21 protein-coding genes are annotated in these 24,694 nt (G+C 69.4%); 13 read left to right on the top strand and 8 right to left on the bottom strand.

Going from position 1 to position 24,694, the window contains the following annotated elements:
• Nucleotides 1-219: 219 nt before the first annotated feature.
• Nucleotides 220-1,356 (top strand): DUF2911 domain-containing protein, encoded by a 1,137-nt coding sequence (locus IPN47_26215; GenBank protein ID MBK9411477.1) that lies wholly within the window; start codon nt 220-222, stop codon nt 1,354-1,356.
• 132 nt (nt 1,357-1,488) lie between these two features.
• Entirely contained in the window at nt 1,489-3,156 is a 1,668-nt protein-coding gene (locus tag IPN47_26210; GenBank protein MBK9411476.1) for a beta-lactamase family protein, read from the top strand.
• A gap of 44 nt (nt 3,157-3,200) precedes the next feature.
• On the opposite strand, the gene IPN47_26205 is transcribed toward IPN47_26210, so the two are convergent.
• Entirely contained in the window at nt 3,201-4,970 is a 1,770-nt protein-coding gene (locus IPN47_26205; protein ID MBK9411475.1) for a gamma-glutamyltransferase, read from the bottom strand.
• 118 nt (nt 4,971-5,088) lie between these two features.
• Between IPN47_26205 and IPN47_26200 the strand changes: the two genes are divergently transcribed.
• Complete coding sequence (locus tag IPN47_26200) at nt 5,089-5,661, top strand: GNAT family N-acetyltransferase (GenBank protein MBK9411474.1); 573 nt, start codon at nt 5,089-5,091, stop codon at nt 5,659-5,661.
• A gap of 44 nt (nt 5,662-5,705) precedes the next feature.
• On the opposite strand, the gene IPN47_26195 is transcribed toward IPN47_26200, so the two are convergent.
• Entirely contained in the window at nt 5,706-6,500 is a 795-nt protein-coding gene (locus tag IPN47_26195; protein MBK9411473.1) for a carbon-nitrogen hydrolase family protein, read from the bottom strand.
• A gap of 104 nt (nt 6,501-6,604) precedes the next feature.
• Here IPN47_26195 and IPN47_26190 point away from each other — a divergent pair, with 104 nt between their 5' ends.
• Nucleotides 6,605-7,129: a DinB family protein gene (locus IPN47_26190; GenBank protein MBK9411472.1), complete on the top strand. Its 525-nt coding sequence runs from the start codon at nt 6,605-6,607 to the stop codon at nt 7,127-7,129.
• Between the two features lie 158 nt (nt 7,130-7,287).
• Nucleotides 7,288-7,758 carry a nuclear transport factor 2 family protein gene (locus IPN47_26185; protein MBK9411471.1) on the top strand — a complete coding sequence of 157 codons (471 nt, stop codon included), beginning with the start codon at nt 7,288-7,290 and terminating at the stop codon, nt 7,756-7,758.
• A gap of 55 nt (nt 7,759-7,813) precedes the next feature.
• On the opposite strand, the gene IPN47_26180 is transcribed toward IPN47_26185, so the two are convergent.
• Nucleotides 7,814-8,716, bottom strand: coding sequence for a creatininase family protein (locus IPN47_26180; GenBank protein MBK9411470.1), 903 nt, complete (start codon nt 8,714-8,716; stop codon nt 7,814-7,816).
• A gap of 234 nt (nt 8,717-8,950) precedes the next feature.
• Between IPN47_26180 and IPN47_26175 the strand changes: the two genes are divergently transcribed.
• Nucleotides 8,951-9,358, top strand: a complete 408-nt coding sequence (locus IPN47_26175; GenBank protein MBK9411469.1) for a hypothetical protein — start codon at nt 8,951-8,953, stop codon at nt 9,356-9,358.
• Between the two features lie 73 nt (nt 9,359-9,431).
• Here the strand turns inward: IPN47_26175 and IPN47_26170 are convergent, their stop codons facing one another.
• Both IPN47_26170 and ggt read right to left on the bottom strand, forming a co-directional pair.
• The gene (locus IPN47_26170) at nt 9,432-9,680 is read right to left on the bottom strand and encodes a GlsB/YeaQ/YmgE family stress response membrane protein (protein MBK9411468.1); all 249 of its coding nucleotides are present in this window, start codon (nt 9,678-9,680) and stop codon (nt 9,432-9,434) included.
• A gap of 144 nt (nt 9,681-9,824) precedes the next feature.
• Nucleotides 9,825-11,477 carry a gamma-glutamyltransferase gene (gene ggt, locus IPN47_26165; protein ID MBK9411467.1) on the bottom strand — a complete coding sequence of 551 codons (1,653 nt, stop codon included), beginning with the start codon at nt 11,475-11,477 and terminating at the stop codon, nt 9,825-9,827.
• Between the two features lie 220 nt (nt 11,478-11,697).
• Between ggt and IPN47_26160 the strand changes: the two genes are divergently transcribed.
• The 5 genes from IPN47_26160 (at nt 11,698) to IPN47_26140 (ending at nt 19,289) form a co-directional block, all read left to right on the top strand.
• A complete protein-coding gene (locus IPN47_26160) occupies nt 11,698-12,609 on the top strand; it encodes an NmrA family NAD(P)-binding protein (protein MBK9411466.1) in 912 nt (303 codons plus the stop codon).
• A gap of 114 nt (nt 12,610-12,723) precedes the next feature.
• Nucleotides 12,724-13,551 (top strand): c-type cytochrome, encoded by an 828-nt coding sequence (locus tag IPN47_26155; protein ID MBK9411465.1) that lies wholly within the window; start codon nt 12,724-12,726, stop codon nt 13,549-13,551.
• Nucleotides 13,548-15,155 (top strand): PQQ-dependent dehydrogenase, methanol/ethanol family, encoded by a 1,608-nt coding sequence (locus tag IPN47_26150; GenBank protein ID MBK9411464.1) that lies wholly within the window; start codon nt 13,548-13,550, stop codon nt 15,153-15,155. Before IPN47_26155 ends, IPN47_26150 begins: the two co-directional genes overlap by 4 nt.
• A gap of 296 nt (nt 15,156-15,451) precedes the next feature.
• Nucleotides 15,452-17,806, top strand: a complete 2,355-nt coding sequence (locus IPN47_26145; GenBank protein ID MBK9411463.1) for a PAS domain S-box protein — start codon at nt 15,452-15,454, stop codon at nt 17,804-17,806.
• Between the two features lie 271 nt (nt 17,807-18,077).
• On the top strand, nt 18,078-19,289 hold the full coding sequence (locus IPN47_26140; protein MBK9411462.1) for a PLP-dependent transferase: 1,212 nt from the start codon (nt 18,078-18,080) through the stop codon (nt 19,287-19,289).
• A 65-nt stretch (nt 19,290-19,354) separates the two neighbouring features.
• On the opposite strand, the gene IPN47_26135 is transcribed toward IPN47_26140, so the two are convergent.
• The 3 genes from IPN47_26135 to IPN47_26125 form a co-directional block, all read right to left on the bottom strand.
• Nucleotides 19,355-20,392: a homoserine O-succinyltransferase gene (locus tag IPN47_26135; protein MBK9411461.1), complete on the bottom strand. Its 1,038-nt coding sequence runs from the start codon at nt 20,390-20,392 to the stop codon at nt 19,355-19,357.
• 107 nt (nt 20,393-20,499) lie between these two features.
• Complete coding sequence (locus IPN47_26130) at nt 20,500-22,272, bottom strand: COX15/CtaA family protein (protein ID MBK9411460.1); 1,773 nt, start codon at nt 22,270-22,272, stop codon at nt 20,500-20,502.
• A 77-nt stretch (nt 22,273-22,349) separates the two neighbouring features.
• Entirely contained in the window at nt 22,350-23,840 is a 1,491-nt protein-coding gene (locus tag IPN47_26125; protein ID MBK9411459.1) for a cytochrome b N-terminal domain-containing protein, read from the bottom strand.
• A 119-nt stretch (nt 23,841-23,959) separates the two neighbouring features.
• Here IPN47_26125 and IPN47_26120 point away from each other — a divergent pair, with 119 nt between their 5' ends.
• Both IPN47_26120 and IPN47_26115 read left to right on the top strand, forming a co-directional pair.
• Entirely contained in the window at nt 23,960-24,493 is a 534-nt protein-coding gene (locus IPN47_26120; GenBank protein ID MBK9411458.1) for an Rrf2 family transcriptional regulator, read from the top strand.
• A gap of 35 nt (nt 24,494-24,528) precedes the next feature.
• On the top strand, nt 24,529-24,693 hold the full coding sequence (locus IPN47_26115; GenBank protein MBK9411457.1) for a hypothetical protein: 165 nt from the start codon (nt 24,529-24,531) through the stop codon (nt 24,691-24,693).
• The last annotated feature ends 1 nt before the right edge of the window (nt 24,694 follow it).

The raw sequence follows: 24,694 nt of genomic DNA, 5'->3' as shown, positions 1-24,694 counted from the left end.
GGCACGAGTTCGAGGGATGAACGGGGCGGGGGGAGATGACCGCTGGAGACGCGAGGTGCTGACGCCTGCGACACCGCCCGCGGGATCGTGGGAGACACGCAGCGCAGTGTCAACCGGCCCACCGCGAGTGCTGTGCATCGCGAACGTTTCGGGCCTTCGCTGTCTTCGTGGTCACGTCGCTGGTATGTTCACCGCCGCCTCCCCTTTCCTCGGAGCTCCATGCGCCCGCTCTCACTGCTCCTGCTCCTTGCCGCACCCGCCGTCGCCTCCGCGCAGAGCGCCTCGCTCGCCTACCGGCTCGGCAAGGACACACTGGCCATCGAGCAGTTCACGCGGACCGCGACCGGGATGACCGGGGAGATGGTGCAGCGCTCGGGTGCGGCGGTCGTGCGCGTGGCGTACACGGTGACACTCGGCAAGGACGGGCGACCGACGGCGGTGACGCTTGCGCGCATGCAAGGCGATGGCAGTGCCATTCCCGGCGCCCCACGCGAGTATCACTTCTCGTTAGGGGCCGACTCGGTGGTGCGCGAGGTCGTCTTTGCCGACAGCACGCAGCGCCGCGCCTTCGCGGCCAAGCGGGCCCTGGTCAACTTCCCGACCTTTGTCTACGCGCCCACCGAGCTGCTGGCGATGCAACGGAAGGGCGGGGCCTCGGACTCGATCCCGGCACTGGGGCTGGCCGGTGGGCCTGGTTTCTCCGGGCTGCAGGCGCTGGGGGGCGACTCGCTGCGGCTGCGCGGCAGCGGGTACGCGATGGTACTGCGCTTCGACGCCAACCATCGCCTGCAGTCGCTTGATGGGCGCGGGACGACGAACAAGGTCATCGCCGAGCGTGGGGCGGGCGGGTTGGACATCGCGGCGATCGCCAGGGGGATGAAGCCGACTGGCGTGCTCTCGCTGCGCGAGGACGTGCGCGCCGCCTTTGGCCCCGGTGGGATGGTGATCGTCGACTACGGCCGGCCACATGTGCGTGAGCGCTCGGTGTGGGGCGGGGTGCTCGTCCCGTTCGACTCCGTGTGGCGCGCCGGGGCGAACGATGCCACGCACCTCTTCACCACGCGTGTGCTCACACTGGGGACGATGACGCTCGCCCCCGGGATGTACACGCTCTGGGTGCAGCATACGCGCCAGGGGACCTTCCTCATCGTCAACCGCCAGACCGGACAGTGGGGGACGCAATACGACGCGAGCCAGGATGTGGGGCGTGTGGAGATGCAGTCGGCCGCGGCACCAGGCTTTGTCGAGGAGCTGACGATCACGCTACGTGCGACAGGGCCGGCGCGCGGGGCGCTCGAGTTGGCATGGGGCGACCGGGTGATGTCGGTGCCGTTCGGTGTGGGGGCGGCGCGGTAGCGGGTCGGGGTGGCCGGCGAGGGCGACGGGGACCTTATGCGTTCCCGGCGCACGCGAGATGATGGGCGCGACCGAGGACCAGAAGGACGCATGCGGTCTTCCGCGACACTCGCCGGCCACTTCGTGAGACCAATGAACGCACAGCGACTACTCTGCGCCGCGGCACTCGCGGTGGGCGCGACCACCGTGACCACGACGGCCGGCGCGCAGGCACTCACCCCGGTCCAGCGCACGCGCATCGACAGCGTCTTCGCGAGCTTCGACGGCACGACGCGCCCGGGATGCGCGGTGGGGGTGGGGCAGGGCGGGGTCTCGCTCTACGAGCGCGCCTACGGGATGTCCGACCTGCAGCACGGCGTCCCGCTGTCGCCGCAGTCGATCTTCCACGTGGCGTCGGTCTCCAAGCAGTTCGCGGCCTTCGCGGTCGCGCTGCTGGCGCAGGACGGCAAGCTGTCGCTCGACGACGACGTGCGGAAACACATCCCCGAGCTCCCCAGCTACGGCCACACGATCACGCTTCGCCACCTGATCTACCACACCAGCGGCATTCGCGACCAGTGGGAACTGCTCGGGATGGCCGGGTGGCGCTACCCGGTCGACCTTTTCACGCAGGACGACGTGCTCGACATCGTCAGCCGGCAGAAGGAGCTCAACTTCACCCCGGGCGACGAGTACCTCTACAGCAACTCCGGCTACTCGCTCCTGGCGATGACGGTGCAACGTGTGTCGGGGAAGTCGCTGCGGGAGTTCAGCGACGAGCGGATCTTCAAGCCGTTAGGCATGGCGCGCACGCACGTGCACGACGATCACGCGATGATCGTCCCCGGGCGCACGAGTGCCTACGAGGCCGGTCCTGGCGGGTGGAAGATCAGCATCCCTTCGTTCGATACACACGGCGCCACCTCGCTCTTCACCACGGTCGGCGACCTCCTCAAGTGGCAGCACAACTTCGAGGCGATGACGGTAGGGACGTCGGCGCTCATGAAGGATGCGCTCACCTCGGCGGTGCTCAACAACGGGAAGCCGGCCAACTACGGCTTCGGCATCTCGATCGAGAAGTTTCGCGGGACCGAGGCCTTCGGCCATGGTGGGGCCGATGCCGGCTATCGTGCCGACATCGTGCGCTTCCCGCAGCACCACCTCGAGGTCGCCGTCGCGTGCAACTTCGCGGAGGCCACCCCCAACGTCCATTCGCGCGCGGTGGCGGGCGTCGTGCTCGAGGGAAAGCTCGACCCGGCCCCGGTCGCGGCGGCGGTGGCGGGCAAGCCGGTCGCCCTGAGTGCGTCGCGCTTGGCGCAGCTGGCGGGGACCTACAAGGCCCGCACCAACGACCAGGTGCTGCTCCTCTCGGCCAAGGAGGGGACGCTCGTCATCGACAACTACGGGATCCCCATGCAGCCGGTCGATGACCGCCACTTCACCGTCTTCGCGACGCCGGTGGAGTTCACCGGCGAGGCGAACGCCATCCCCACGGGGATGGAGGTCGCAGCGCTCGGGGCATCGATGGTGCGCATGCCCGCCTTCAGCCCCCGCGCCGCCGGGCTCGCGCAGTACGTCGGCGAGTACTGGAGCGACGAGTTGCGCGTCTCCTATCGCGTGTCGCTCAAGGATTCCACGCTCGTCCTGCATCCGTTCAAGCAGTCGTCCCAGCCACTGCGCCCCGCTTTTGCCGACGCCTTCGTGAGCGGCCAGGCAGGGACGGTGCGCTTCACCCGCACCAAGGGAGTCGTCACCGGCTTTCGACTCACCGGCGGTCGCACGCGCAACATGGCCTTCGTGAAGTCGCGCGCGGCGCGTTAGGCGCCGGCGCGGCGTCTCCCGGCCGGCGGCCTGCTCCCGGCCGGCTACTGCCCCCGCGCCACCCCATCCCGGCGCGGGTCGGCGATGCCGATCCGCATCCCGTCGCGGCGCACATACACGCCGTGCACCCCGCCAAAGGCGATGTCGGCGACGCGGCTGGCCGGACGATACCCCGCGGCCACGAGCGCGGCATACACCTCCGAGCTGAACCCCGGCTCCACCTCCACCTCGCGCCGACCCACGCTCGTCTGGATGCGCGGCGCGGTGATCGCGCGCCCCGGGTCCTCATTGAACGCGAGGATCCGTACCGTCACCTGTGCGATGGCGGGCTGGATGTACTGCGATCCCGCCGCTCCGATCACGAGGCGCACCTTCCCCCCGTCGAGCACCAGGGTGGGTGACATGGTGGAGTTGGCGTAACGGTTGGGGCCGCGCGTGCGCGCGTCGAGGTTGGCGGCGGACGAGTTGAGGAAGAAGCCCCCCGTGTAGACCCCCGAACCGAACAGCACGCCCACCGTGGTGGTCGCCGAGACGGCGTTCCCTTCGGCATCGACCACGCTCAGGTGCGAGGTGAAGCTGGTCCCTTCGTCGTTAGGGGCGTCGGCGTCGTGCGACGAACCGGCGTTGCTCGCCGGGCGCGTGGCGCTGGCGTAGGGATACGACGCGCAAGCGGCCGGAAGCGCCGCGGCATCGTGGGTCCACGCGTCGCCACGCTTCACCGAGTCGACCACCGGCCCCGCTGCCACCTGCGCACGATCGCGCGCGTACTCGGCGCTCGCCACGCCTCGCGCAGGGACCGCCATCACCTGCGGATCGCCACGCCACCACCCGGCGTCTGCCTGCGCCGTGCGCATCACGCCGGCGAGCGAGGTGACGGCCGCGGGACGATCGGTGAATCCGCCCGCGCTGGTGATCCCCGTCGCCTCGGCCATCTGCAGCATCTCCAGCACCGCCGAGCCCCCCATCGGGGGCGGCGCCGACAGCACGGTGAAGCCGCGCCACGCGGCACACAGCGGGATCATCTCGGCCACGGGATACCGCGACATGTCGTGAGCGGTGATCAAACCGCCGCGCGCCTGCACGTCGCGCGCGAGCTGCTCGGCGATCGCTCCCTTGTAGAAGGCCTCTGCGCCACCCGCGGCAATGCCTTCGAGCGTCGCGGCGAGTGCCGGCTGCACGAGGAGCGCGCCCGGGCGCAGCGGCTCGGAGTCGGGGAGGAAGATCGCGCGCGCGGCCGGATACGCGTTAAGCTTGGCGCGCGACGAGGCGATGGTGCGTGAGAGCAATGGGCTCACGACGAAGCCGTCGCGCGCGAGACGAATGGCAGGGGCCATGACCTGTACGCGCGAGAGCCTGCCGAAGCGGCGCTGTGTCTCGAGCAGGCCGGCGACCATCCCCGGCACCGCCGCCGCGCGTCCAAGGGCACGCGCAGCCGCGGCCCCGGTGTCGACCTTGGCCCACGCGCTGTCGCCCCCCGTGCGGGGATAGAACGAGAGATGCTCGGCCTTCTGCCGGCGCGCGTCGTAGAAGGTGAGCGCCCCGCCTCCGCCAAGCCCGGTTTGCGAGATGTCGGTGACCGAAAGCGCGAAGGCCGTCGCGACGGCGGCGTCGGCCGCGTTGCCCCCTGCGCGCAGAATCTCCGCACCGGCGGCCGCCGCATCGGGGTGAGAGGCGGCGACCATCCCCCGGCTCCCCTCCACGCGCTTGCCGTACGCCGGGGAGAGGTCGTCGGTCGACAGGGTGGGCCGGGCGCAGGCGCCGAGCGCGAGGGCGGCCAGCAGGGTGGTGCGGCGGGAGGCGGGGAGGCGAGTCATCTGCCAAAACTCGGGGCGTTTCCCCCGTTCGGCAACCGCCTGCGACGCGCGCGCCGGGTTTGTCGGAACGCCATCGCATGCCTAACGTTCGCTTCCCACGTCCCCCCGAGCGCCGCCGATGTCCGTTCCCGTCGAGCTACGAACCGCCCGCCTCGTCCTGCGCCCGTGGCGCGCGGAGGACGCGGCCGCGATGCTCCCCATCCTCGAGACCAACTGGGCGCACCTCTCCCCTTGGATCCCGGCGCGTGTTGCGACGCCGGCACCCGTTCCCGAACTGGCCGAGCGCCTGGCGGGCTTTGGCGCGGCGTTCGCGGGCGATCGCGAGTGGCGCTACGGGATGTTCACGAACGAGGGCGATCGGATGCTGGGTGAGGTGTCGCTCTTTCCGCGTGCGTCGTCGGGGCGTGTGCCACTCGCCGAGGCCGATCGCGCGGAGCTTGGCTACTGGCTGCGGGCGGACGAGACGGGGCGCGGCTACGTGACCGAGGCGGTGGGTGTGGTGCTCGAGCTGGCGCGGACGATGCCGCAGCTGCAACAGGTCGAGATCCGGTGCGACGCGCGCAATGCCGCGAGCGCGGCGGTGCCACGACGACTGGGCTTCACCCTGGCGACGACGCTGGCGGAGCCAGGGGTGCGGCCCGACGAGCCAATGGTTCAGCTGCAGGTGTGGACACGAGCCAACGTCGGGTAGGCGGCGGGCCGCGTGCGCGTCGTGATGTGGCGCGCCTGGGCGGACTACAGGTCGATCGGTCGATAGCGCGAGGCGAGCAGCCCCGTCGCGTCCGACAGGTCGAGCGTCGCTATGAGCAGCCCTTCCACCCCGTACGGCTGGTACGCCAGCACCGTTCCGTCGGGACGCACGATGGTCGCCGTCGTCGGTGTGCCGTCGCTGGCGTAGTTGGCGGCCGCGATGTAGACGGTGTTCTCGGCGGCGCGGCAGAGCAGCGCCTTCTCGTGGAACGAGTTGGCGGGGTCGCCAAACTGCGTCGGTTGAAAGCTGTCGCCCTCGGCCTGGTGGAAGTGCGGGATGAAGACGAGCTGCGCGCCACGCCGCGCGGCCCATCGCACCGTCTCCGGGTACCGCCAGCCCTCGTGGCAGATCGCGACGCCGAAGGTCACGTCGCCGCACTGGAAGAGGTGGCGTCCCGCTCCCGCGACGTAGGGTCCCTCTTCCGACGGGTCGAGTTGGACCTTGTCCTGCCACCCGGCCACGGAGCCGTCGCGGTTCACGACGAGCGTGGAGATGACCAACCGGTCGCCGAGCAGGCGCTCGGTCCCCACGACGACGGCCACGTTGGCTTCTCGTGCTGCCGCGGCGACGGCTGACCAGGCACCCTCGAGAAAGGCGGCGTCCGGCGGCGGCGGCGTGTGCCCCATCCCGCGGTAGCCGGGAATGAAGCACTCGGGGAAGCAGATGATGTCGGCACCCGCGGCACCGGCATCGGCGATGGCGCGCGTGGCCAGCGACACCGACTCGTCAGGCGTGGCGGGGTAGCGGACGTTGGCGAGGGCGATTCGGATGGCGGTCATCGTTCAGGCAATGTGGCGCGAGGGTGGCGCACTTCTCAAGCGATGGCTGGCACCCCGCGGCGTCGGCTCGCAGGTTGTAGGGGTCCTTCTCCCGACGGCACGCCATGACCTTCGACCTCCCCAACGCCGTCGCCGTGCTGGCGCGCACGCCACACACGCTGCGCGCGATGCTGTCCGGTCTCTCGCCCGCCTGGATCGATGCCACCGAGGGGGGCGACAGCTGGAGCCCCTACACCATCGTCGGCCACCTCCTGCACGGCGAGCGCACCGACTGGATTCCGCGTGCCCGGATCATCCTCGCACAGGGCGACACGCGTCGCTTTACCCCGTACGACCGCTTCGCCCAGTTCCATGAGTCGCAGGGGCGGTCGCTCGTCGAGTTGCTGGATGAGCTGGAGCGCCTACGTGCGGAGAACGTCGCGACGCTCACCGGCTGGTCGCTCTCGGAGTCGCAGCTGGAACTCGTGGGTGAACATCCCGAGTTCGGTGCCGTCACCCTGCGGCAGTTGCTCGCCACCTGGGTCGCGCACGACCTCGGGCACGTGGCGCAGGTGGCGCGGGTGATGGCCAAGCAGTATCGCGAGGCGATCGGTCCGTGGCGCGCCTATCTCCCGATCATGGAACGCTGAGGGAGGCGCGGCATGACGTCGGCGTCCACTCGCCGCGGAAGCTCGGCGTCACATCACCGGCGATGTCGCGATGCGCGGACCTCTCGCGCAAACAGATGCGAAGTCCACGAGTGATGGCTTCCCCCCTCCCCCTCTATGCTCCCTCCGCGAGGTGGTGCATGCGCTTCTCCGTCGTTGTCGTCTCCCTTCTCCTCGCCGCCATGTCTCCCCTCTCTGCCCAGTCCTTCGGTCCGACCCCCGCCGCCGCCGCCCAGCGTGAGATCCTCGAGGTGCGCGAAGCGGCGTGGCGCGCCTTCTTCACCAACGACACCACCCTGTTCAAGCGCGTGGTCCCCGATGAGTTGATGGCGATGGGGTGGGGGGGCGGCCCCTGGCAGGATCGCGAGCAGACGGTGGCGAGCATGAAGGAATTCGCCGCCAGCGGGATGAAGCTCGACCAGCTGCACTTCCCCAAGAACGTCTTCCAGCAGTACGGAGACGCCGTGATCCTCTACACGAGCTTCCACCTCGTGCTCAAGGGGGCCAACGGTGAGGTGCAGGAAACGCTCGGGCGCGGCACCGAGATCTTCGTACGTCGGAACGGCCGCTGGATACACACCGGATGGCACCTCGATACCATCGGGACCTGACGCGCGCGGGGGGACGGCGGCCAGCTCCCGTCGTCCCCCCCGGTGTCTCGCCGGCCTAACGACGCTCCGGCGCCGGCAGCGTCCCCTTGTTGGCGATCGCCTTCCGGATCGCCTCGATCGTCGTGGTGGCGCGGTACTCGACGATCTCCTTCGCCCACCTGGCCGACTGCGCACGGTTGGCGAGCGAGGTCCCGTTGATCCCGGCCTTCCCCAGCTTCACGCGCTGCTCGAAACGGATCGACGAAGGATCGGTGATGAACATGTTGAGGGAGATCACCGGATCGTCGTGCATCCCTTCGGGCTTGTCCTCCTTCACCCCCTTCGCCTCCATGTACTTCTTCACCCCGGCGTAGTCGTAGTACTCCTGCACGTGCGCCACCACGGGGGTCCCCTTCCAGATGGCGGTGAGCGAATCGGCGACCGCGCGCTGTCCCCCCTGATTGCCGCCGCTGTCGCCGATGAGGATGATGTTCGTGAAGCCGTGCACCTTGAGCGAGTGCACGATGTCGGTGAGGAGGGCGCGGAAGGTCCCTTCGCGCATGCTGATGGTGCCGGGACTCGCCATGTGCCCGCTCACCGGGTCGATCCCCCCTTCCGGGACGAACTTCACGATCGGGGCGCAGAGCGCGTTGCCCAGCTTGCGGGCAATCGCCTCGCAATTGGCCTGCAGCACGTAGTTGTGCTTGCCCAGTGCGAGCCAGGGCCCGTTGGGCTCGATCCCGCCGGTCGTGATGATGGCGGTCGTCTTGCCCGCGGCGATGGCGTCGCGCACATCCATCCAGGTCATCTCCTCGAGCCAGACCGTGCTGACGGCGGGGAGCGGGTTGGGGGTGTCGGCGCAGTTGTAGCGATTGTCGGCGCAGTTCCCACCGCCCATGTTGCGCCCCTGCGGCGCTCCCTGGGCGAGAAGGGGAGAGGCGAAGGCGGCGGCGAGCAGGAGGAGCGGGGTTGGGCGCATGAATGGTCCGGGCTGGTGGAGGTGGCGCCATCTTGCTGCCGCGGGACGCGCTCGGCAAGGCGCCGCGCGCCGGCGCCAGCTGCCCGTCGCACCCCCTACGCCGGTGGTGCAGCCGACTCGGCCGTGCCGCCATCCCGCTCGTGTCGTCTCGGCTCTGTGACAGGTGCAACCACGGGCTGGCGCTGTCGGCCTTAAGGGAGTAGGGTCCCACCTTCCTCGACGCGAGAGACCGAGATGCCGAAGGCGAAAGGGACCGCAGCGGATCCGTGGATGCTCAAGACTCCCCCCGGCACGTCGGAGTTCACGATGCACCGCGATACGATCGATGGCACCGACATGCTCGTGTGCACGGTGGGGAAGACGGTGCTCTGGTACGAATACCGCTGCGTCGCCGACCTGCACGCCATGCTCAAGGCGCACGGCGACTGGATGGAGCTCGGCTCGGCCGACGAGCAGAAGCCGGCGAAGGAGGGGACGGTCGAGGCGTGGGGACGGTCGCCGAAGAACCCCGTCGGCGGCTGGTACGGGCGCAAGAAAGGGTTGCGCGGCCGCTTCGGCATGTACGTCCCCCCGCTCCTCGAAGCGCTGGGACTGGCCGAGGTGGAGCACAACCCGCGTGGCAACCGGATGCGCGCCAGCTGAGCCGGGGCGCGCCGGGGCGGGGAGCGTCGGGCGGCCGGGACGTCAGCAGCGACGTCCCGGCCGTCCATCGTCGTTAGGCCTTCGACTCCATCTTGCCGAACATCCAGATCAGCAGCATGGCGCCAAGCGCCGAGGCGATGAGCCCGGCCCCCTGTCCCGGGTGATACCAGCCGACCATGCGTCCGAGCAGTCCGGCGACGAAGCCACCGCCGAGGCCGAGGAACATCGTCTTGAGGAGCCCCATGTCCTGGCGTCCAGGATAGAAGAGGCGGGCAAGTGCGCCGACGAGGAGGCCGAAGCAGGCGGCGAAGATGAGTCCCATGGTGCGCTCCCGAGCGAGATTGAGGTCGACGACCATCGAGACGGGTCGTGGCTCATCCTACGGAAGCACCGGGCGCCGTGATTCAACGAAAACGGGGTGACGCCCTCACGGTGCGTCACCCCGTCCGTCGGCTGGGACGAGCCGTTACCAGGCGATCCCGTACGCCTCGCGCCGCCAGTCCGACCCCACCATCCTCGCCTTCGACCGGCGATCGATCACGATCATCTGCGCGCCGCCGAATTCGGCGCTCGGTGGTTGCACGTTCACCTGCTGCCCGCGGCGCGTGAGCGCGGCGCGCACGTCGTCGGGGAGCCCGGGCTCGACTCCTAAACGTCCGGCGCCAAAGACGCGCCAGCGCGGCGCCTCGACCGCCTGCTGCGGCGTCATGCCGAAACGCAGGACGTTGTTGAGCACCTGGATGAGCGTCTGCGGCTGCCCGTCGCCGCCGGGGGAGCCGAAGGTGGCGTAGAGCGAACCGTCGTCGTTGACCGCCATGGCGGGGCAGAGCGTGTGGAAGGGGCGCTTGCCCGGGGCGACGATGTTGGGGTGCGACGGATCGAGCGAGTACAGCGCGCCGCGGTTGTGCAGCACGATCCCCGTCCCCGGGACCATGCGCCCGCTCCCGAAGGCGGCAAAGAGCGACTGGATCATCGACACGGCGTTGCCGTCCTTGTCGACCACGGTGAGGTAGATCGTGTCGCCGTTGCCGTCGCGCGAGTCGTCGCTCGACTCGGCGACGATGGTGTCCTTGCGGATGCGGGCGCCGAGTTCGCGCGCGTAGTCCTTGGAGAGCAGCTTCTCGACCGGCACCGTGGCGAAGGCCGGATCGGCGATGTACTTGTCGCGATCGGCATAGGCCAGTTTGGCTCCCTCGACCATCAGGTGCACGTAGTCGGCCGACGTGCGTCCCATCGCCGTGAGGTCGTGCAGCTCGGCGAGGTTGAGCATCTGCAGGAAGGTGGCCCCCTGGGTGTTCGGCGGGAACGCGAGGACCTTCTTGCCCAGGTAGGTCGTGCTGATGGGCTCCTGCCAGGTGGAGCTGTGCTTCGCGAGGTCGGCGGCGGTGACCAGCCCTCCTTCGCGTTCCATGAAGGCGGCGATCTTCTGCGCCGGGGCGCCGGAGTAGTAGGCGCGCGCCCCGCCAGTTGCAATCAGGCGCAACGTGGCGGCGAGCTCCTTCTGCACGAGCAGGGTGCCGGGCGACGGCGCGGCACCGTTCACCAGGAACGTCCGCGCGAGCGCCGAGTCGGCGGAGACCTTCTTGACCTCGGCGCCAATGTCGAGCGAGAGGCGCGTGGAAACGGGAAAGCCCTGGCCGGCATAACGAATCGCCGGCTGCAGCGCCTGGCGGAGCGTCGTGGTCCCGAAGCGTCGCAGCGCGTCTTCCCACCCGCGCACCGCGCCCGGGACCGAGACAGACAGGATGCCTGAGCCGGGGACGCGGGTGAGGTTCTTCGCGGCAAAGAAGGCCGGCGTGGCCTTGGCTCCGGCACGCCCCGAGCCGTTGAGGGCGTAGACCTTTCCCGTCTTGCCGTCGCGGATGAGCATGAAGTTGTCGCCCCCCACGCCGTTCATGTGCGGGCGAACGACGGCGAGGACGCCGGCCATGGCGATCGCCGCGTCGACCGCGTTGCCGCCGCGCTTGAGGACGTCGGCGCCCACGGCGCTGGCGAGCACATGGTCCGACGAGACCGCACCGCTGGGCCCCATGACATCGGGGCGGAGCGAGGGGGGCTGCGCGGTGAGCGCCGCTGGGACGAGCGAGAAGGCCGCGAGGGCGAGCGAGAGGCGCATCATGCGAAGTGTCGTCGAGGCGAGGTAGGCTGGCTGGCAGGCGGAGCGGGCACGACCACGGCGTGGACGCCTCGCCATGGCTTACGCGCGAGGTGCGCCGCGGGTTGTCATTTGCAGGCCCGGAACGTCGCATCGCTCCGGCGCCCCAAGATGACGATGCGTCGCGCGCTTCGCAGCGTTCGAGCGTATGGTATACGCCAACCCGCTGCCGAGATCGCCCCCAATGCCAGCCGCCACATCTCCTCCCATCCTCGTCGCCGGTGCGTCAGGACAGCTTGGCGGCACGGTCGCTCGCCTGCTCCTCGCCGAGGGCTTCCCGGTTCGGGCGCTCGCACGCCGACGTGAGCCGCTGCGCCCGCTGGCCGACCTCGGCGCCGAAATCGTCGCTGGCGACCTCCGCGACGCGGGGGCGGTTCGCCAGGCGTGCGCGGGGGCGGGGCAGGTGGTCTCGACTGCCAACAACGTGCAGGGGAGCGGCGCGTCCAGTCCCACTCGGGTCGACGTCGAGGCGTACCGATCGCTGGCACGCGCCGCGAGCGACGCGGGGGTTTCGCGCTGGCTGCATGTGTCGGCGCGCGGGCTCACGGCCGACAGCGTGGTCGACTACTTCCGCGTGAAGTACCAGGTGGACCAGGTCGTGCGCGCGAGCGGGATTCCGTGGGTGCTGTTGCAGCCGACGGCGTTCATGGAGGTCTGGGTCGACCTCATCCTCGCCAAGCCGATGCGCGAGAAGGGGGAGGCGATGCTCTTCGGGGACGGGAACCAGCGCGCCAACTACATCGCCGTCGACGACGTGGCGCACGTGGCGGTCGCCATCCTCAAGCGGCCCGAGGTGCGAAACGAGGCCATCGAGATCGGCGGGCCGTCGGACGTGAGCATGCGCACCCTCGTCGACCTCCTCGAGCGTGCGATGGGGATCACGGTGAAGCGGAAGACGGTCCCGATGGCGGTGCTGCGCTTTGTTCCCCCGCTGCTGCGCCCGTTCAACGAGGTGGTGGCGCGCATGATGTCGTTTGGCGCGTTTGCCGCCGGGAGCGATGCGTCGTTCCCGCAATGGCGTACAGCCGCCGAGCGTTTCGGCGTGACACCGCGCAGCGTGGAGGCGTTCATCGCGGAGCGGTTCGGGGGGACATAGGCGGGCGCGCGCGGGACGGTGGGGCGACATCTGGCGCTGGACGCCGGCGCGTCGTAGATCGGTGCAACGTCGCCCCCTGCCGGACGCCACGACGCCACGCACCGGAGATTCACGATGCCACGTACGCGCGCCCTCCGCGCGACCCCACTTGCCCTTGCCTGCGCCCTCACGCTCGCTGGTCCCGCGGTGGCGCGTGCGCAGCAGGTCGCGTCTGCCGGTGGCGCCGCACTCGCCCGGGGGCGTACGCTCTTCGACGCCCAGTGCGCGCGCTGCCACGGGATCGAGGGGACAGGCGGCGTGGGGCCGTCGCTCCAGCGCCCGCTCCTGGGTCGCGCCCCCAACGACACGGCGCTCGCCACGCTCATCGCCAACGGAATCGACGATCGTGGAATGCCGGGGGCGTGGCAGTTGAGCCCTAACGAGGTGTCGATGCTGGTGGCGTACGTGCGTTCGCTCGGCAATCGTCCGCCAGAAGTGGCGCCCGGCGACGCGGCGCGGGGCGAGGCGCTCTTTCGCGGGCGCGGCGGCTGCCTGGCGTGCCACGTCGTGCGCGGCACCGGCGGGGTGATCGGTCCGGAACTCACCAACGTGGGCGCGGCGCGCGGGCTCGCGTACCTGCGGCGTGCCCTTCGTGATCCCGGCGCCGAGCTGCCGGCGGGGCCGGGCATTTCGTACGCGGGCTCCGAGCACGTGCGCTATCTCCTGGTGCGTGCCGTCCCGATGAGCGGCCCCCCGATCACGGGGATCCGGGTAAACGAGGACGCCTTCACCATCCAGGTGCGCGACACCGGCGGGGCGATTCACTCGCTGGAGAAGCGTCGCCTGCGTGCGCTCGAGAAGCTCTTTCACGCCAGCCTGATGCCCAGTGCGGGCCCCGCGTGCACCAACACCGAGATCGACGACATCGTGTCCTACCTGATGACCCTGCGTGGTGGCGCATGACCCGCACCGCACGTACGCTCGCGCTCGCCCTGTCGGCCACGATCGCGACCGCGTCCCCACTCGCCGCACAGGTCTCGTTCAGCCGCCTTGCAGCTGCCGAGCGTGATTCGGCCAATTGGCTGACCTACTCGGGGAGCTACAGCGGGCAGCGCTTCTCGCGACTCTCGCAGGTCAACCGGACCAACGTGGCCGCGCTGCGTCCGGTCTGGCTGCACCAACTGCAGAACACGCAGTTCATGGCCGAGGCCACGCCGTTGGTGGCCGATGGCGTGATGTACGTGTCGGAGACCATGAGCGCTGTCACCGCGCTCGACGTGCGCACGGGGCGCACGCTGTGGCGATATGCGCCGACCATTCCCCCAACGACCAAGTGGATCGGCTTCCTGCCGACCAGCCGCGGCGTGGCGTTGCTGGACAGCACCGTGTACCTGGCGACGATCAACGCGCACCTCATCGCTCTCGATGCGCGCAGCGGCACGGTGCGCTGGGATGTGGAGGTCGCCGACAACAAGCTGGGCTACGCCTTCACCCTCGCGCCGCTGGCCATCAAGGGGAAGATCCTCGTGGGCGTGAGCGGGGGTGAAGCGGGGATTCGCGGCTTCATCGACGCGTACGATGCGACCACCGGCAAGCTGGCGTGGCGCTTCCACACGATTCCGGGGAGTGGTGAGCCGGGGAACGAGACATGGGGAGGCGATTCGTGGAAGACCGGTGGTGGCCCCACGTGGTTGACGGGGGCGTTCGATCCGGAGTTGAACACCGTGTACTGGGGCGTTGGAAACCCGGGTCCCGACTGGAACGGCGATTCGCGCCCCGGCGACAACCTGTACACCTGCTCGCTCGTGGCGCTCGACGCCGACACCGGAAAGCTCAAGTGGTTTTTCCAGTTCACGCCGCACGACACGCACGACTGGGACGCCAACCAGATCCCGGTGCTGGTGGACGCGACGGTGAACGGCGCCAAGCGCAAGTTGGTGCTGACGGCCAATCGCAATGCGTTCTACTACGCGCTCGATCGTGTGACCGGGGAATTCATCGGCGGGCGCGACTACGCCAAGCAGACCTGGTCGACGGGGCTCGACGCCACGGGGAAGGCGCAGGTGATCCCCGGAAAGGAACCGAGCGATTCGGGGACGCTGGTGTGGCCCTCGTTGCAAGGGGCGACCAACTGGAACAGCCCGGCGTACAGCCCGCGCACCAACCTGTTCTACGTGAATGCGCGCGAGATGGGGTCGTACTACTACAAGCGCGAAGCGGAATACGAGCCGGGCAACCCCTTCATGGGGGGCGGCGAGCGGGCGCTGGAGAATGACAGCGCCTCGGGGGCGGTGCGGGCGCTGGAGCCGTTGACGGGGAAGATGCGCTGGGAATTCCGGCATCATTCACCGCCGTGGGCGGGGCTCATGGCCACGGCCGGCGGGTTGGTCTTCAGCGGATCGAACGAAGGGAATTTCTTCGCGCTCGATGCGAGCACGGGGAAGGCGCTCTGGCAGTTCCAGACCGGCGGCTTCATTCGTGCGGCGCCCATCACCTATATGGTGGACGGGAAGCAGCGGGTGGCGATTGTGTCGAACAATGCGGTGATCGTGTTTGCGTTGCCGTAGATCGTCGCGATGAAGCGGGGGAGATGTGAGGCGGGGCGCCGATCGTTTCGGCGCTCCGTTGCGTGTCAGGAAACGTCGCCGCCTGCAGGTCATCCGACATGTGCGCGACTCCCTGAAGCCGGTGGCCGAAGGCGTGACGTCGAAGGCGTTGTTCGTCGAGCTGGACGACGCTCAGCGACCGACTTCCAACCGCTGATCCACGGTTAGGCCGTACCCATCTGCCGGTCGCGCTTTCGTGCGAGGACCGGGCTGCCGATATTGGATGAGGATGCCGGTGCGCGCCGGCACGCCCCCCCATGCCTGACGCTCCCTCCCCCTTCGCCTCGGTCGGCCTCCTCCAGCACATCGTGGAGGGCGTGCCGATACGCATCTTCTGGAAGGACCGCGAGCTGCGGTACCTCGGATGCAACACGTTGTTTGCGCGGGACGCCGGGGTCGAGGGCCCCGCCGCCGTCGTCGGGCGCACCGACTTCGACCTGGTCTGGCGGGCACAGGCCGAACAATACCGGGCCGACGACCGCGCGGTGATGGAGTCCGGCCACGCGCGCATTGACTTCGAGGAACCGCAGACCTCCCCGAGCGGCGACCTGCTCTGGCTGCGCACTTCAAAGGTGCCACTCCTCGGCGACAGCGGTGCCGTCATCGGGGTCCTCGGGATCTACGACGACATCACCGCGCGCAAGCAGGTGGAGCTGAGACTGCGGGAGTCCGAGGAACGCTATCAGCGCCTCTTCGACGGCTCGCCCGATCCCTGCTGGATCATCGACGGGAGCAACCGCTTCGTCCTGTGCAACGTCGCGGCTGCCCGCGCGCTCGGGTACGACCGTCCGGACGAGGTCATCGAGCGGCACCCGTCCGAGCACTCGCCGCTCCTCCAGCCTGACGGGCGTCCCTCGCGCGACGCGGCCAACGAGATGATGGCCGTGGCGCACGAGCAGGGGATCCACCGTTTCGAGTGGGTGCACCGCCGCCGCGACGGTACGGAGTTCCCGGTTGAAGTCACCCTCGCGCAGGTGGTGACCGAGGGCGAGCCACAGCTCTACTGCATCTGGCGCGATATCTCCGAGCGCAAGCGCTTCGAGGCGTCGCTCCTGGAGTCCCGAACGCGGCATGAGGAGGCGCAGCACCTCGCCCACCTCGGGCACTGGCAGATGGACATCGCCACCGAGCACCTCGAGTGGTCGAGCGAGGTGTACCGCATCTTCGGCATGGAACCGGACGGCGCCCGTGCCACGCTCCCGGAGTTCTTCTCGCGCGTTCACCCAGCCGACCTCGAGGCGGTGAAGTCTGCCGTCAACATTGCTGTGGACACGCGTCGGCCCTTCGAGTTCGAGCACCGCCTCCTTCTCCCTGACGGCACCACCAAGTGGGTGCACACCCGGGGCGAGGTGGCGCTGCGCCCCGACGGGACTCCAGAGCGGGTGACCGGAACGGTGCTCGACATTACCGAGCGCCACGAGGCAATGGAGCATTCCGCCCGCCTTCAGGCGCAGCTCCACGACGCGCAGCGCCTCGAGGCGATCGGCCGACTCGCCGGCGGCGTCGCGCACGACTTCAACAACATGCTCAGCGTCATCCTCGGCGGCCTCGAGATGTCGCTCTCCGAGTTGGGCTCGAACGATCGCGTCGCCGAGTACCTCCGCGAGGCGCAGGACGCCGCGCGCCGATCCGCGGAGCTCACGCGGCAGCTCCTCGCCTTCGCCAGCCGGCAGACGACGCTGCCGGTGATGCTGGACCTCAACGCCAAGGTCACCGGCATGCTCCGCATGCTGCGGCGGGTCATCGGCGAGAACGTCCACGTTGAGTGGGACCCCGACCCCAACAGCTGGCCGGTCCACATCGATCCCTCACAGGTGGACCAGGTCCTCGCGAACCTCTGCGTCAACGCCCGAGATGCGATCGCCGGCGTGGGGCGCGTGCATATCGCCACCCGGAACGTGGTGCTCGACCACGCGCACGTCGACCGTCACCCCGGGGCGATATCGGGCGAGCACGCCGTGCTCACCTTCCGCGACGACGGCGGCGGCATGCCGCCCGAAGTGCTCGAGCACATCTTCGAACCCTTCTTCACGACCAAGGACCTGGGGAAGGGGACCGGGCTCGGCCTCGCCACCGTGTACGGGATCGTCCGCCAGGCGAAGGGCCACATCGTCGTCACCAGCGCGCCGGGGATGGGCACCACCTTCGAGCTCTACTTCCCCGCGCATCGGGCAGCGGCCGATGCAACCCGCGAGCGCTACACGCCAGCGACCACGATCGCTCAGGGTGGCACCATTCTCCTCGTGGAGGATGAACCAGGCGTTAGGCGGATGACGAGCCTCCTGCTCGAACGCCTCGGCTACGAGGTGCTCGCGGCCAGCTCCGCCCAGTCTGCCCTCGCGCTACTCGAGGCGCACCGGAGGCGGATCGACCTGCTCATGACGGACGTGATCATGCCCGACATGAACGGGCGCGACCTCGCGCGGCAGGTGAGAACCCGCCTCCCCGGCCTCCCGACCCTCTTCGTCTCCGGCTACCCGTCGGACGCGATCCCGATCGGCAACGAGCTCGACGCCAACACGCACTTCATCGGGAAGCCGTTCCGCTTCGAGGAACTGGCCGCGCTCCTGCGCCTGGCCCTCACCCCGGAAGCGTTCCGCCCCCGGGGGTGACGACGCCCGTCCGGCCGGATGATCAGCGGGAATCGGCGGCCGGTCGACGCGCGCCACCGTCAGCTGCATCGGGCGCGACGGCGAGTGGTGCCGACGTCGAGGTCGAGCGGGGACGTCGGCTGCGATCTCCCTCGAAGCGCGATGGCCGGCGGTGCGCTGTGCTCGCGCCACACGTGGACGCGCTACATACTTCCACGCATCCGTCGAGACGCCAGTCCCCGCCCGATCACGACCATCTCCCGGATCGTGAACGACGCACTCGGCCGTCGTCATGCGATGGGACGTCGCAAGCACACCTCGCTGGAGCCGTTGCGTGCATAACGAGACCCCCGCCATCCGCACCCAAGCCGAGCGCTCCCCCCACAAGGAGCACTCCGTCCCCGTCTACCTCACCTCGAGCTTCGTCTTCGACGACGCCGAGGAGATGCGCGCCGCCTTCGCCGACGAGATCGAACGCAACATCTACAGCCGCTTCACCAACCCGAACGTCACCGAGTTCGTCGACAAGATGTGCCTCCTCGAGGGCGCCGAGGCCGGGTATGCCACGGCGACGGGGATGGCGGCGGTCTTTGCCACGTTCGCGGGGCTGCTCGGGGTCGGGGACCACATCGTGTCGGGGCGCGCGATCTTCGGATCGACGCACACGATCCTCACGAAGATCATTCCACGATTCGGGATCACGCACAGCTACGTCGACGTCGCCGACGGGATCGACGGGTGGGAGGCGGCCATCACACCGGCCACGCGCATGATCTACGTCGAGACCCCGACGAATCCGGGGCTTGAGATCGCCGACATGGACGCCCTTGGCGCGCTCGCGGCGGCGCGGGGCGTTCTGCTCGTGGTCGACAACTGCATGGCGACACCGGTTCTCCAACAGCCACTGCGGCACGGGGCGCACCTCTCGGTGCACTCGGCGACCAAGTTCATCGACGGACAGGGGCGCGTGATGGGGGGCGTGGTGGTCGGGCGAAAGGACCTCATCGCCCAGATCTACACCTTCTGCCGGAGCACCGGCCCCGCACTCTCGCCGTTCAACGCGTGGGTCCTGTCCAAGAGCCTGGAGACGCTCTCGCTGCGCATGGAGCGCCACGCCTCGAACGCGCTCGCCGTCGCACAACACCTGGAAAGCAGCGCCGATCTGGAGCAGGTCCGCTATCCCTTCCTCCCGTCGCACCCGCAGTACGACGTCGCGAGACGGCAGATGTCGTCGGGGGGCGGGCTCGTGGCCTTCACCGTGAAGGGGGGCATCGACCGGGGACGACGGTTCCTCAACGCGCTCCGTCTCTGCTCACTGACGGCCAACCTGGGTGATACGCGGACCATCGCGACGCATCCGGCGTCCACGACGCACGCCAAGCTCAGCGAGGAAGAGCGCCGAGCGGTCGGGATTACCCCGGGACTCGTTCGGGTGTCCGTTGGCTTGGAGGCAGTCGTGGACGTGGTGGCGGATCTCGACCAGGCGCTGCTCGCGTCCCGGTAGTCGACCCGCATCACCCGATCACGGCGCATCACCGCGCTTGAGGAGTCCGAGCGGATCCTCGGGGTCTACGCCATCGTCGAAGACCCGTTGCGATCGCGGTGCGTGAGCTTGTAGACGGCCCCGAGCCAGTTGTTGAAGAACGCCTTGCCGCTGTCGCCCCACGTGTTGTCCAGCAGCTGCACCACGTCCTGTTCCGGAAAGTTTGGGAGCGTCGCGCCCGCCTTCCGGGCCGCGCGCGCCTCATCCCACCATCGTTCGATGACGGCGGCGGCCGCGTCGGTGACGTAGTGCTCGGGGTACGGGGGGACGTCGTCTCGCTCACCTGCGAACCAGCGGTGCGCCTCGCGTACGTACTCCTTCAGCAGGCTATTGATGTCGTACTCCGGGTGCCCCTGGAAGTAGACGATGCGGAACTGGTCGGCGCTCACCGCCAGGTGCACGCCCCCTTCGGCGCTCTCGGCCAGCACGGTGAGTCCTGCCCGCTCGAACTGCGCGCGGTCGATGTCGTTGTTCCGGGAATGCGGGACGTTGAAGCGCGTGTTGACGTCGCGGAGCAGGGGGTGCCCAGGCCTCGTCACGCGGTGGTCGTACACCCCCCAGCGCTTGCTCGGCAGCAACGCGCGGTCGATCCCGTGGAAGTGCTTGAGGAGGGAGTGCGTGGCGAGGCAGGAGCAGAGGACCGACGTCACGTGCTGCGACGCCCACTCGACGACCTCCTCGAGCGGCTGCCAGAACGGCTCCTCGTCGAGCGCCGGGTTGGCGACGTTGGCGCCGGTGATGATGAGCGCATCCAGCCCCTCGGCGCGCAGCGCGTCGAACGTTGTGTAGTGCCGGTCGATGTAGGCGCGCGTCTCCTCGTTGCGCTCGAGCCCGGGGACCGTGAAGAGGTGCACGTACATCTGCACGATCTTGTTGGAGTTCCCCACCATGCGCAGGAACTGCCGTTCCGTCACGCGCAGCGCCGCGTCGGGCATCATGTTCAGCAGGCCGATGTGCAGCTCGCGGATGTCCTGGTGCAGCGCACCGTCGAGCGACAGCACCTCATGGCCGGCGCGGCGCAGGTCTTCGAAGGATGGGAGCGAGGAGTGAGCGACGAGGGGCATGGGTGCGTGTCAGCGGTCGAACGTCGATGGGGTGGCGAGGGGCACCACGCGAAGATGATCGATGCCCGGCGCAGGGCAAGTGGAATTCCGGTGCCGAGCAGTACACGTCAGGCGCCAGCGCGACCACTCCGCACCACCCCATCCCGCGCCCCCGCATACATCGTTGCCGTCAACAACGCCACCGCCCCCGCCTGGTGCAGCGCCGCCAACGAGATGGGGACGTGCAGCAGCAGCGTCGCGACACCCAGCGTCACCTGCAGCACACCCGCCAGCTGCACATACATCCACGCCCGCCGCGCGGCCGCGTCACTCGCCACCGCCCGCCGCCGCCATGCAAACCAGAGCGCGATGCCCAGCGTGATGAGCGCCAGCGTCCGGTGATGGAACTGCACCGCCGCCGGATTCTCGAACCAGTTGCGCCACATCGGCGCCAGGTCGCCGTACGTCGGCGGAACAACGCTCCCTCCCATCAATGGGAAGGTGTTGTAGACGAGCCCCGCATCGAGTCCGGCCACGAAGCCGCCGGTGAGGATGACGACGAAGACGAGCGCCGAGAGGGCGACGGCGCCGCCGTTAGGCGTGGTGTGGTCAATGGCGACCGCGTCCGACTCGCTCGACGGATGCAGGCGGAAGGCGGTCCATGCCGCCACGACATAGATGATGATGGCCAGCGCGAGGTGCGCGGTGAGGCGGTATTGCGAGACGGACGTGCGCTCCGACAGGCCGCTCTGCACCATGTACCATCCCATCGCCCCCTGCAGGGTCACGAGGAGCGGAAGGTTGGCCATGCGCAGCCGCAGCGACGGGCGAATGCACCCGCGCAGCAGGAGGACAAAAAACGGGATCGCGATGACCAGCCCCACCAGTCGCGCCACCAGGCGATGCGCCCACTCCCAGAAGAAGAGCGACTTGAACTTGTCGAGCGTGATTCCGGCGTGGACGGTCTGCGCCTCGGGGATCTGCTGGTACTGCTCGAACGCGTGCAACCACGCCGATTCGGACAGCGGGGGGAGGACGCCGGTGATGGGCTTCCAGACGGTGATCGACAGCCCGCTTTCCGTTAGGCGCGTGATCCCGCCGACGACGAGCACGGCGACGACTGAGAGCATGGTGGCGTACAGCCACCGCCGTACGGCGCGGTCGTTGGAGGCCGAGGGACGTGATGTCAGGCGGATCCATGTCGATGACGATGGTCGTGTGCCAGGGCGCATGGGCGGCGCCTGGCGCGGGGTCGATCGCAGGGCCGGAGCGACGTCATGGGGGCGCACTCCCGGTCCGCGCCACCAGCGTACGGCGCGTGCCGTCATAGGTGATGAGGACGACCCGCCCTGCTCCAAGTGTAATCGTGGTATCGAGCGAAAGGCGGGGTGGGATGGACTCGCCGGTGCGGCGCACGCGCTCCTCTCGCTCGCGTGTTTCGCGATCCCCGAGCACCGTACCCTGCTCGCCGGCGGGCGAGTCCCCAGCGGTGGCGGTGGTCGAGTCCAATCGAACGAGGGTCGCCTGAGGCGGCGGGCGCCGGGGTGTAGCGGATGCTCGCGCAGCACGTGCATGGGGCGGTCGTGCCGCAACCCGTCGCCCTGCACCGTGTCGGCCAGCGCGGCGGTGCCGTCAACCGTCAGTTGCAACAGGTAGCGGGCAAAGCGCCCCTCGCACTCCAGCCGCAGGCGCATGTGCTCGGGACGCTCGGCGAGTTCCGCATCCGACAGGCGACGGCACTGCTCGATGCGCTCGGGGCGTGCGCTCCACGACAGCCGGACCCACGCCGACTCGCCGCGCGCGTCGGTCATGGGGACAAACGACGCGGCGCGCAGCACGAGGAGCAGGGCGGCGATGGTTGCGGCGACGACCGGCAGCAGGCGCGGGAGGTCGCGGCTCACGAGCCCCCCTGGGTGGCGGCGGGGGGCACGGCTCGCAGATCGCGTCCAGATCGCCGAGCTCGACCGGGACAGCACGCCTAACGGACGTTCGAGCGCCCGGAACCGCCGGAACTCCGACATCGGTGGCTGCGAGGTCGCCCACCGCCATCGTCGCCGACGCGACGGCGGCGATCGACGCGCGCCTGCAGCTCCGCCTCGCGCTCGTGGAACAGGCGTGCGTCGAGCCAGGTGGGGCCTTCGCGCCCGCGGCAATCGCGGGGCGGACACGAAAAGAGGATCACGCCGGCTGCGCCGCCGCGCAGCGCGAGCTCCACCACCGAGGAATGCAGGTTGCCGCTGCAGGTGACCGGGTGAATGATCGCCCCTTCGCGCCGCAGCAGGTCGAGCTGGGGTGGCGGCGGCGTTCTCGCAGCAGATGGCGACGAGCACTGGCGGCGACCGGTGACGTCGAGGACGTCGCGCGCCAGTGCGCGGATGTCGACGAGTTGGTCGCGCCCGGTGCGGTGCACGGGACCCACGCCCATAGGCGCGCACGAGCCGGCGCAGATCCCGCAGCTCACGCACAGCGCGGGATCGACATGCGCCACGAGTGTCGGGCGTCCATCGTCGCGCTCGCGCATGGTGATCGCTTCCCACGGGCAATCCTGCGGGCACTGGTTGCAGCCGGTGCACAGGCGCGGATCGACCACGCTCGGCGCCCACGACCCCTCGCGCGGGCGGCGCGTGAGGCGCGGTACCAGCAGCGCGAGCGCGAAGGTCGCGATCGCCCCTCCCCACGCCCACCACACCGGGAGCCTGCCAGCCGGCGGGACCCAGAACGCATAGAATAGGTTGAGCGGCACCTGCCCCGGGACGACGAACGGATCGGCACGCGGCGGGAGTGGCGCCGGGAGTGCGACCGCGAGCGCGACCAGCGCAGCGACGATGCCCCACAGGAGCGGACGCGGTGGGAGGAGCGTGGGGCGCGCGATGCGCGAGACGTGGAGCCAGATCCCGGCGCCGGCACCCAGCGGGAGGGCGACGTGCAGGAAGAGGTTGAGGAAGAAGAAGGCCGAGGGGACCGGGCGATCGCCGGCAAAGGTGCGGGCGATCGGTTCCGAAAAGATCGGGAGGACGTCGAGGAGGCGCGCGCCTGCATTCGCCAGTTGGACACCGAAGGTGTCCCACACCATCACGAATCCCGTCCATCCGCTGGTAAAGAGCAGCAGCAACAGGATCACTCCCGATGTCCACGCGAGCGTGCGCGGCCCCCAACTGCGCGCCTGGGCGAAGAGGCGCAGCACATGCGCGCCGACCGCGAGTACGAGGGCATCGGAGGCATACCGATGCACGCCGCGGATCCAGCGCCCAAGCCATGGGTCGCCCTGCAGGCGCGCCACCGACTCCCACGGTGCGCTCACCCGATAGATGATGAGGAGATACAGCCCCGTGATGATGAGGAGCGCGAGCAGCGCCACGGCGATGGCCCCGCTCTGGTGCAGCGGGTTGTAGCGCCAGCCGAGCAGGCGGTGGCTCGCGCTGTCGAGGGCGCGGACGACGCGGAGGGCGAGACGTTCGAGCGAGCGCATGACGGCCCGGCACGGGGAACCGAGGGGCGAAAGTCCCTCTTGCGGCGATTTTATCATATCCACATGATAAATGCAACGTTGGCTGGTCCACCATCCGCGATCCCCTGCCGTTCCGCGTCATGCCGCTCAGCAGCACCGCGCAATACGCCCTTCGCGCCGTCCTCCATGTCGCCGAGCACGGGACCAACGATCCGGTGCCGGCCGATGCCATCGCGGCCGACTTGCGCGTCCCGCGCAACTATCTCTCCAAGACGCTGCACATTCTCGCGCAGGCCGGGGTGCTGCGCTCCGGGCGCGGCCCGCGCGGCGGATTCCGACTCGCGCGCGCCGCGCGCGATATCACGCTTGGCGACATCGCCGCACCGTTTGGCGCGGTGAGCGAGCGCAAGTGCCTGTTGGGGCGCGCCACCTGTGGTTGGAAGAACCCGTGCTCGGCGCATCCGCGGTGGGAGGCCGTCTCCGCGGCGCAGCAGATGTTCTTTCGCGAGACCACCGTGGCTGATCTGCTGGGCGAGATCGCCGATCAGCCGCGCATGGCGCCCAGCCACGACATCGCGCCGCACGAGCAACGCACGCCATCGCGCGGCCCCGCCGCCGACGTCACACGCAAGCCGAAACGCCGTTCTCCCGCTCCCCGAAAACGCGTCGGGTAGCCGCTGTACCACCCTCAGCACGCATGAGGTCTCCCGTGTCCGACCGTGTTCCTGTGCCTGACGAGTCGCCGCCGCTGATGCAGCGCCTCTTCGACAACGTCTTTCTCCTGCTCGCGCTGGGCGTGGTGGTGATGTTCGTCGTGTACACCGGGTGGGGGATGTGGGAGATCCTGTCCATGCCGAAAGGCACACTTCCCTGAG

The sequence above is a fragment of the Gemmatimonadota bacterium genome (assembly GCA_016719105.1).
Classification (GTDB): domain Bacteria; phylum Gemmatimonadota; class Gemmatimonadetes; order Gemmatimonadales; family Gemmatimonadaceae; genus SCN-70-22.
The sequence above is the reverse complement of the archived record's forward strand: the minus strand, read 5'-3'. Positions and strand labels throughout refer to the sequence as shown.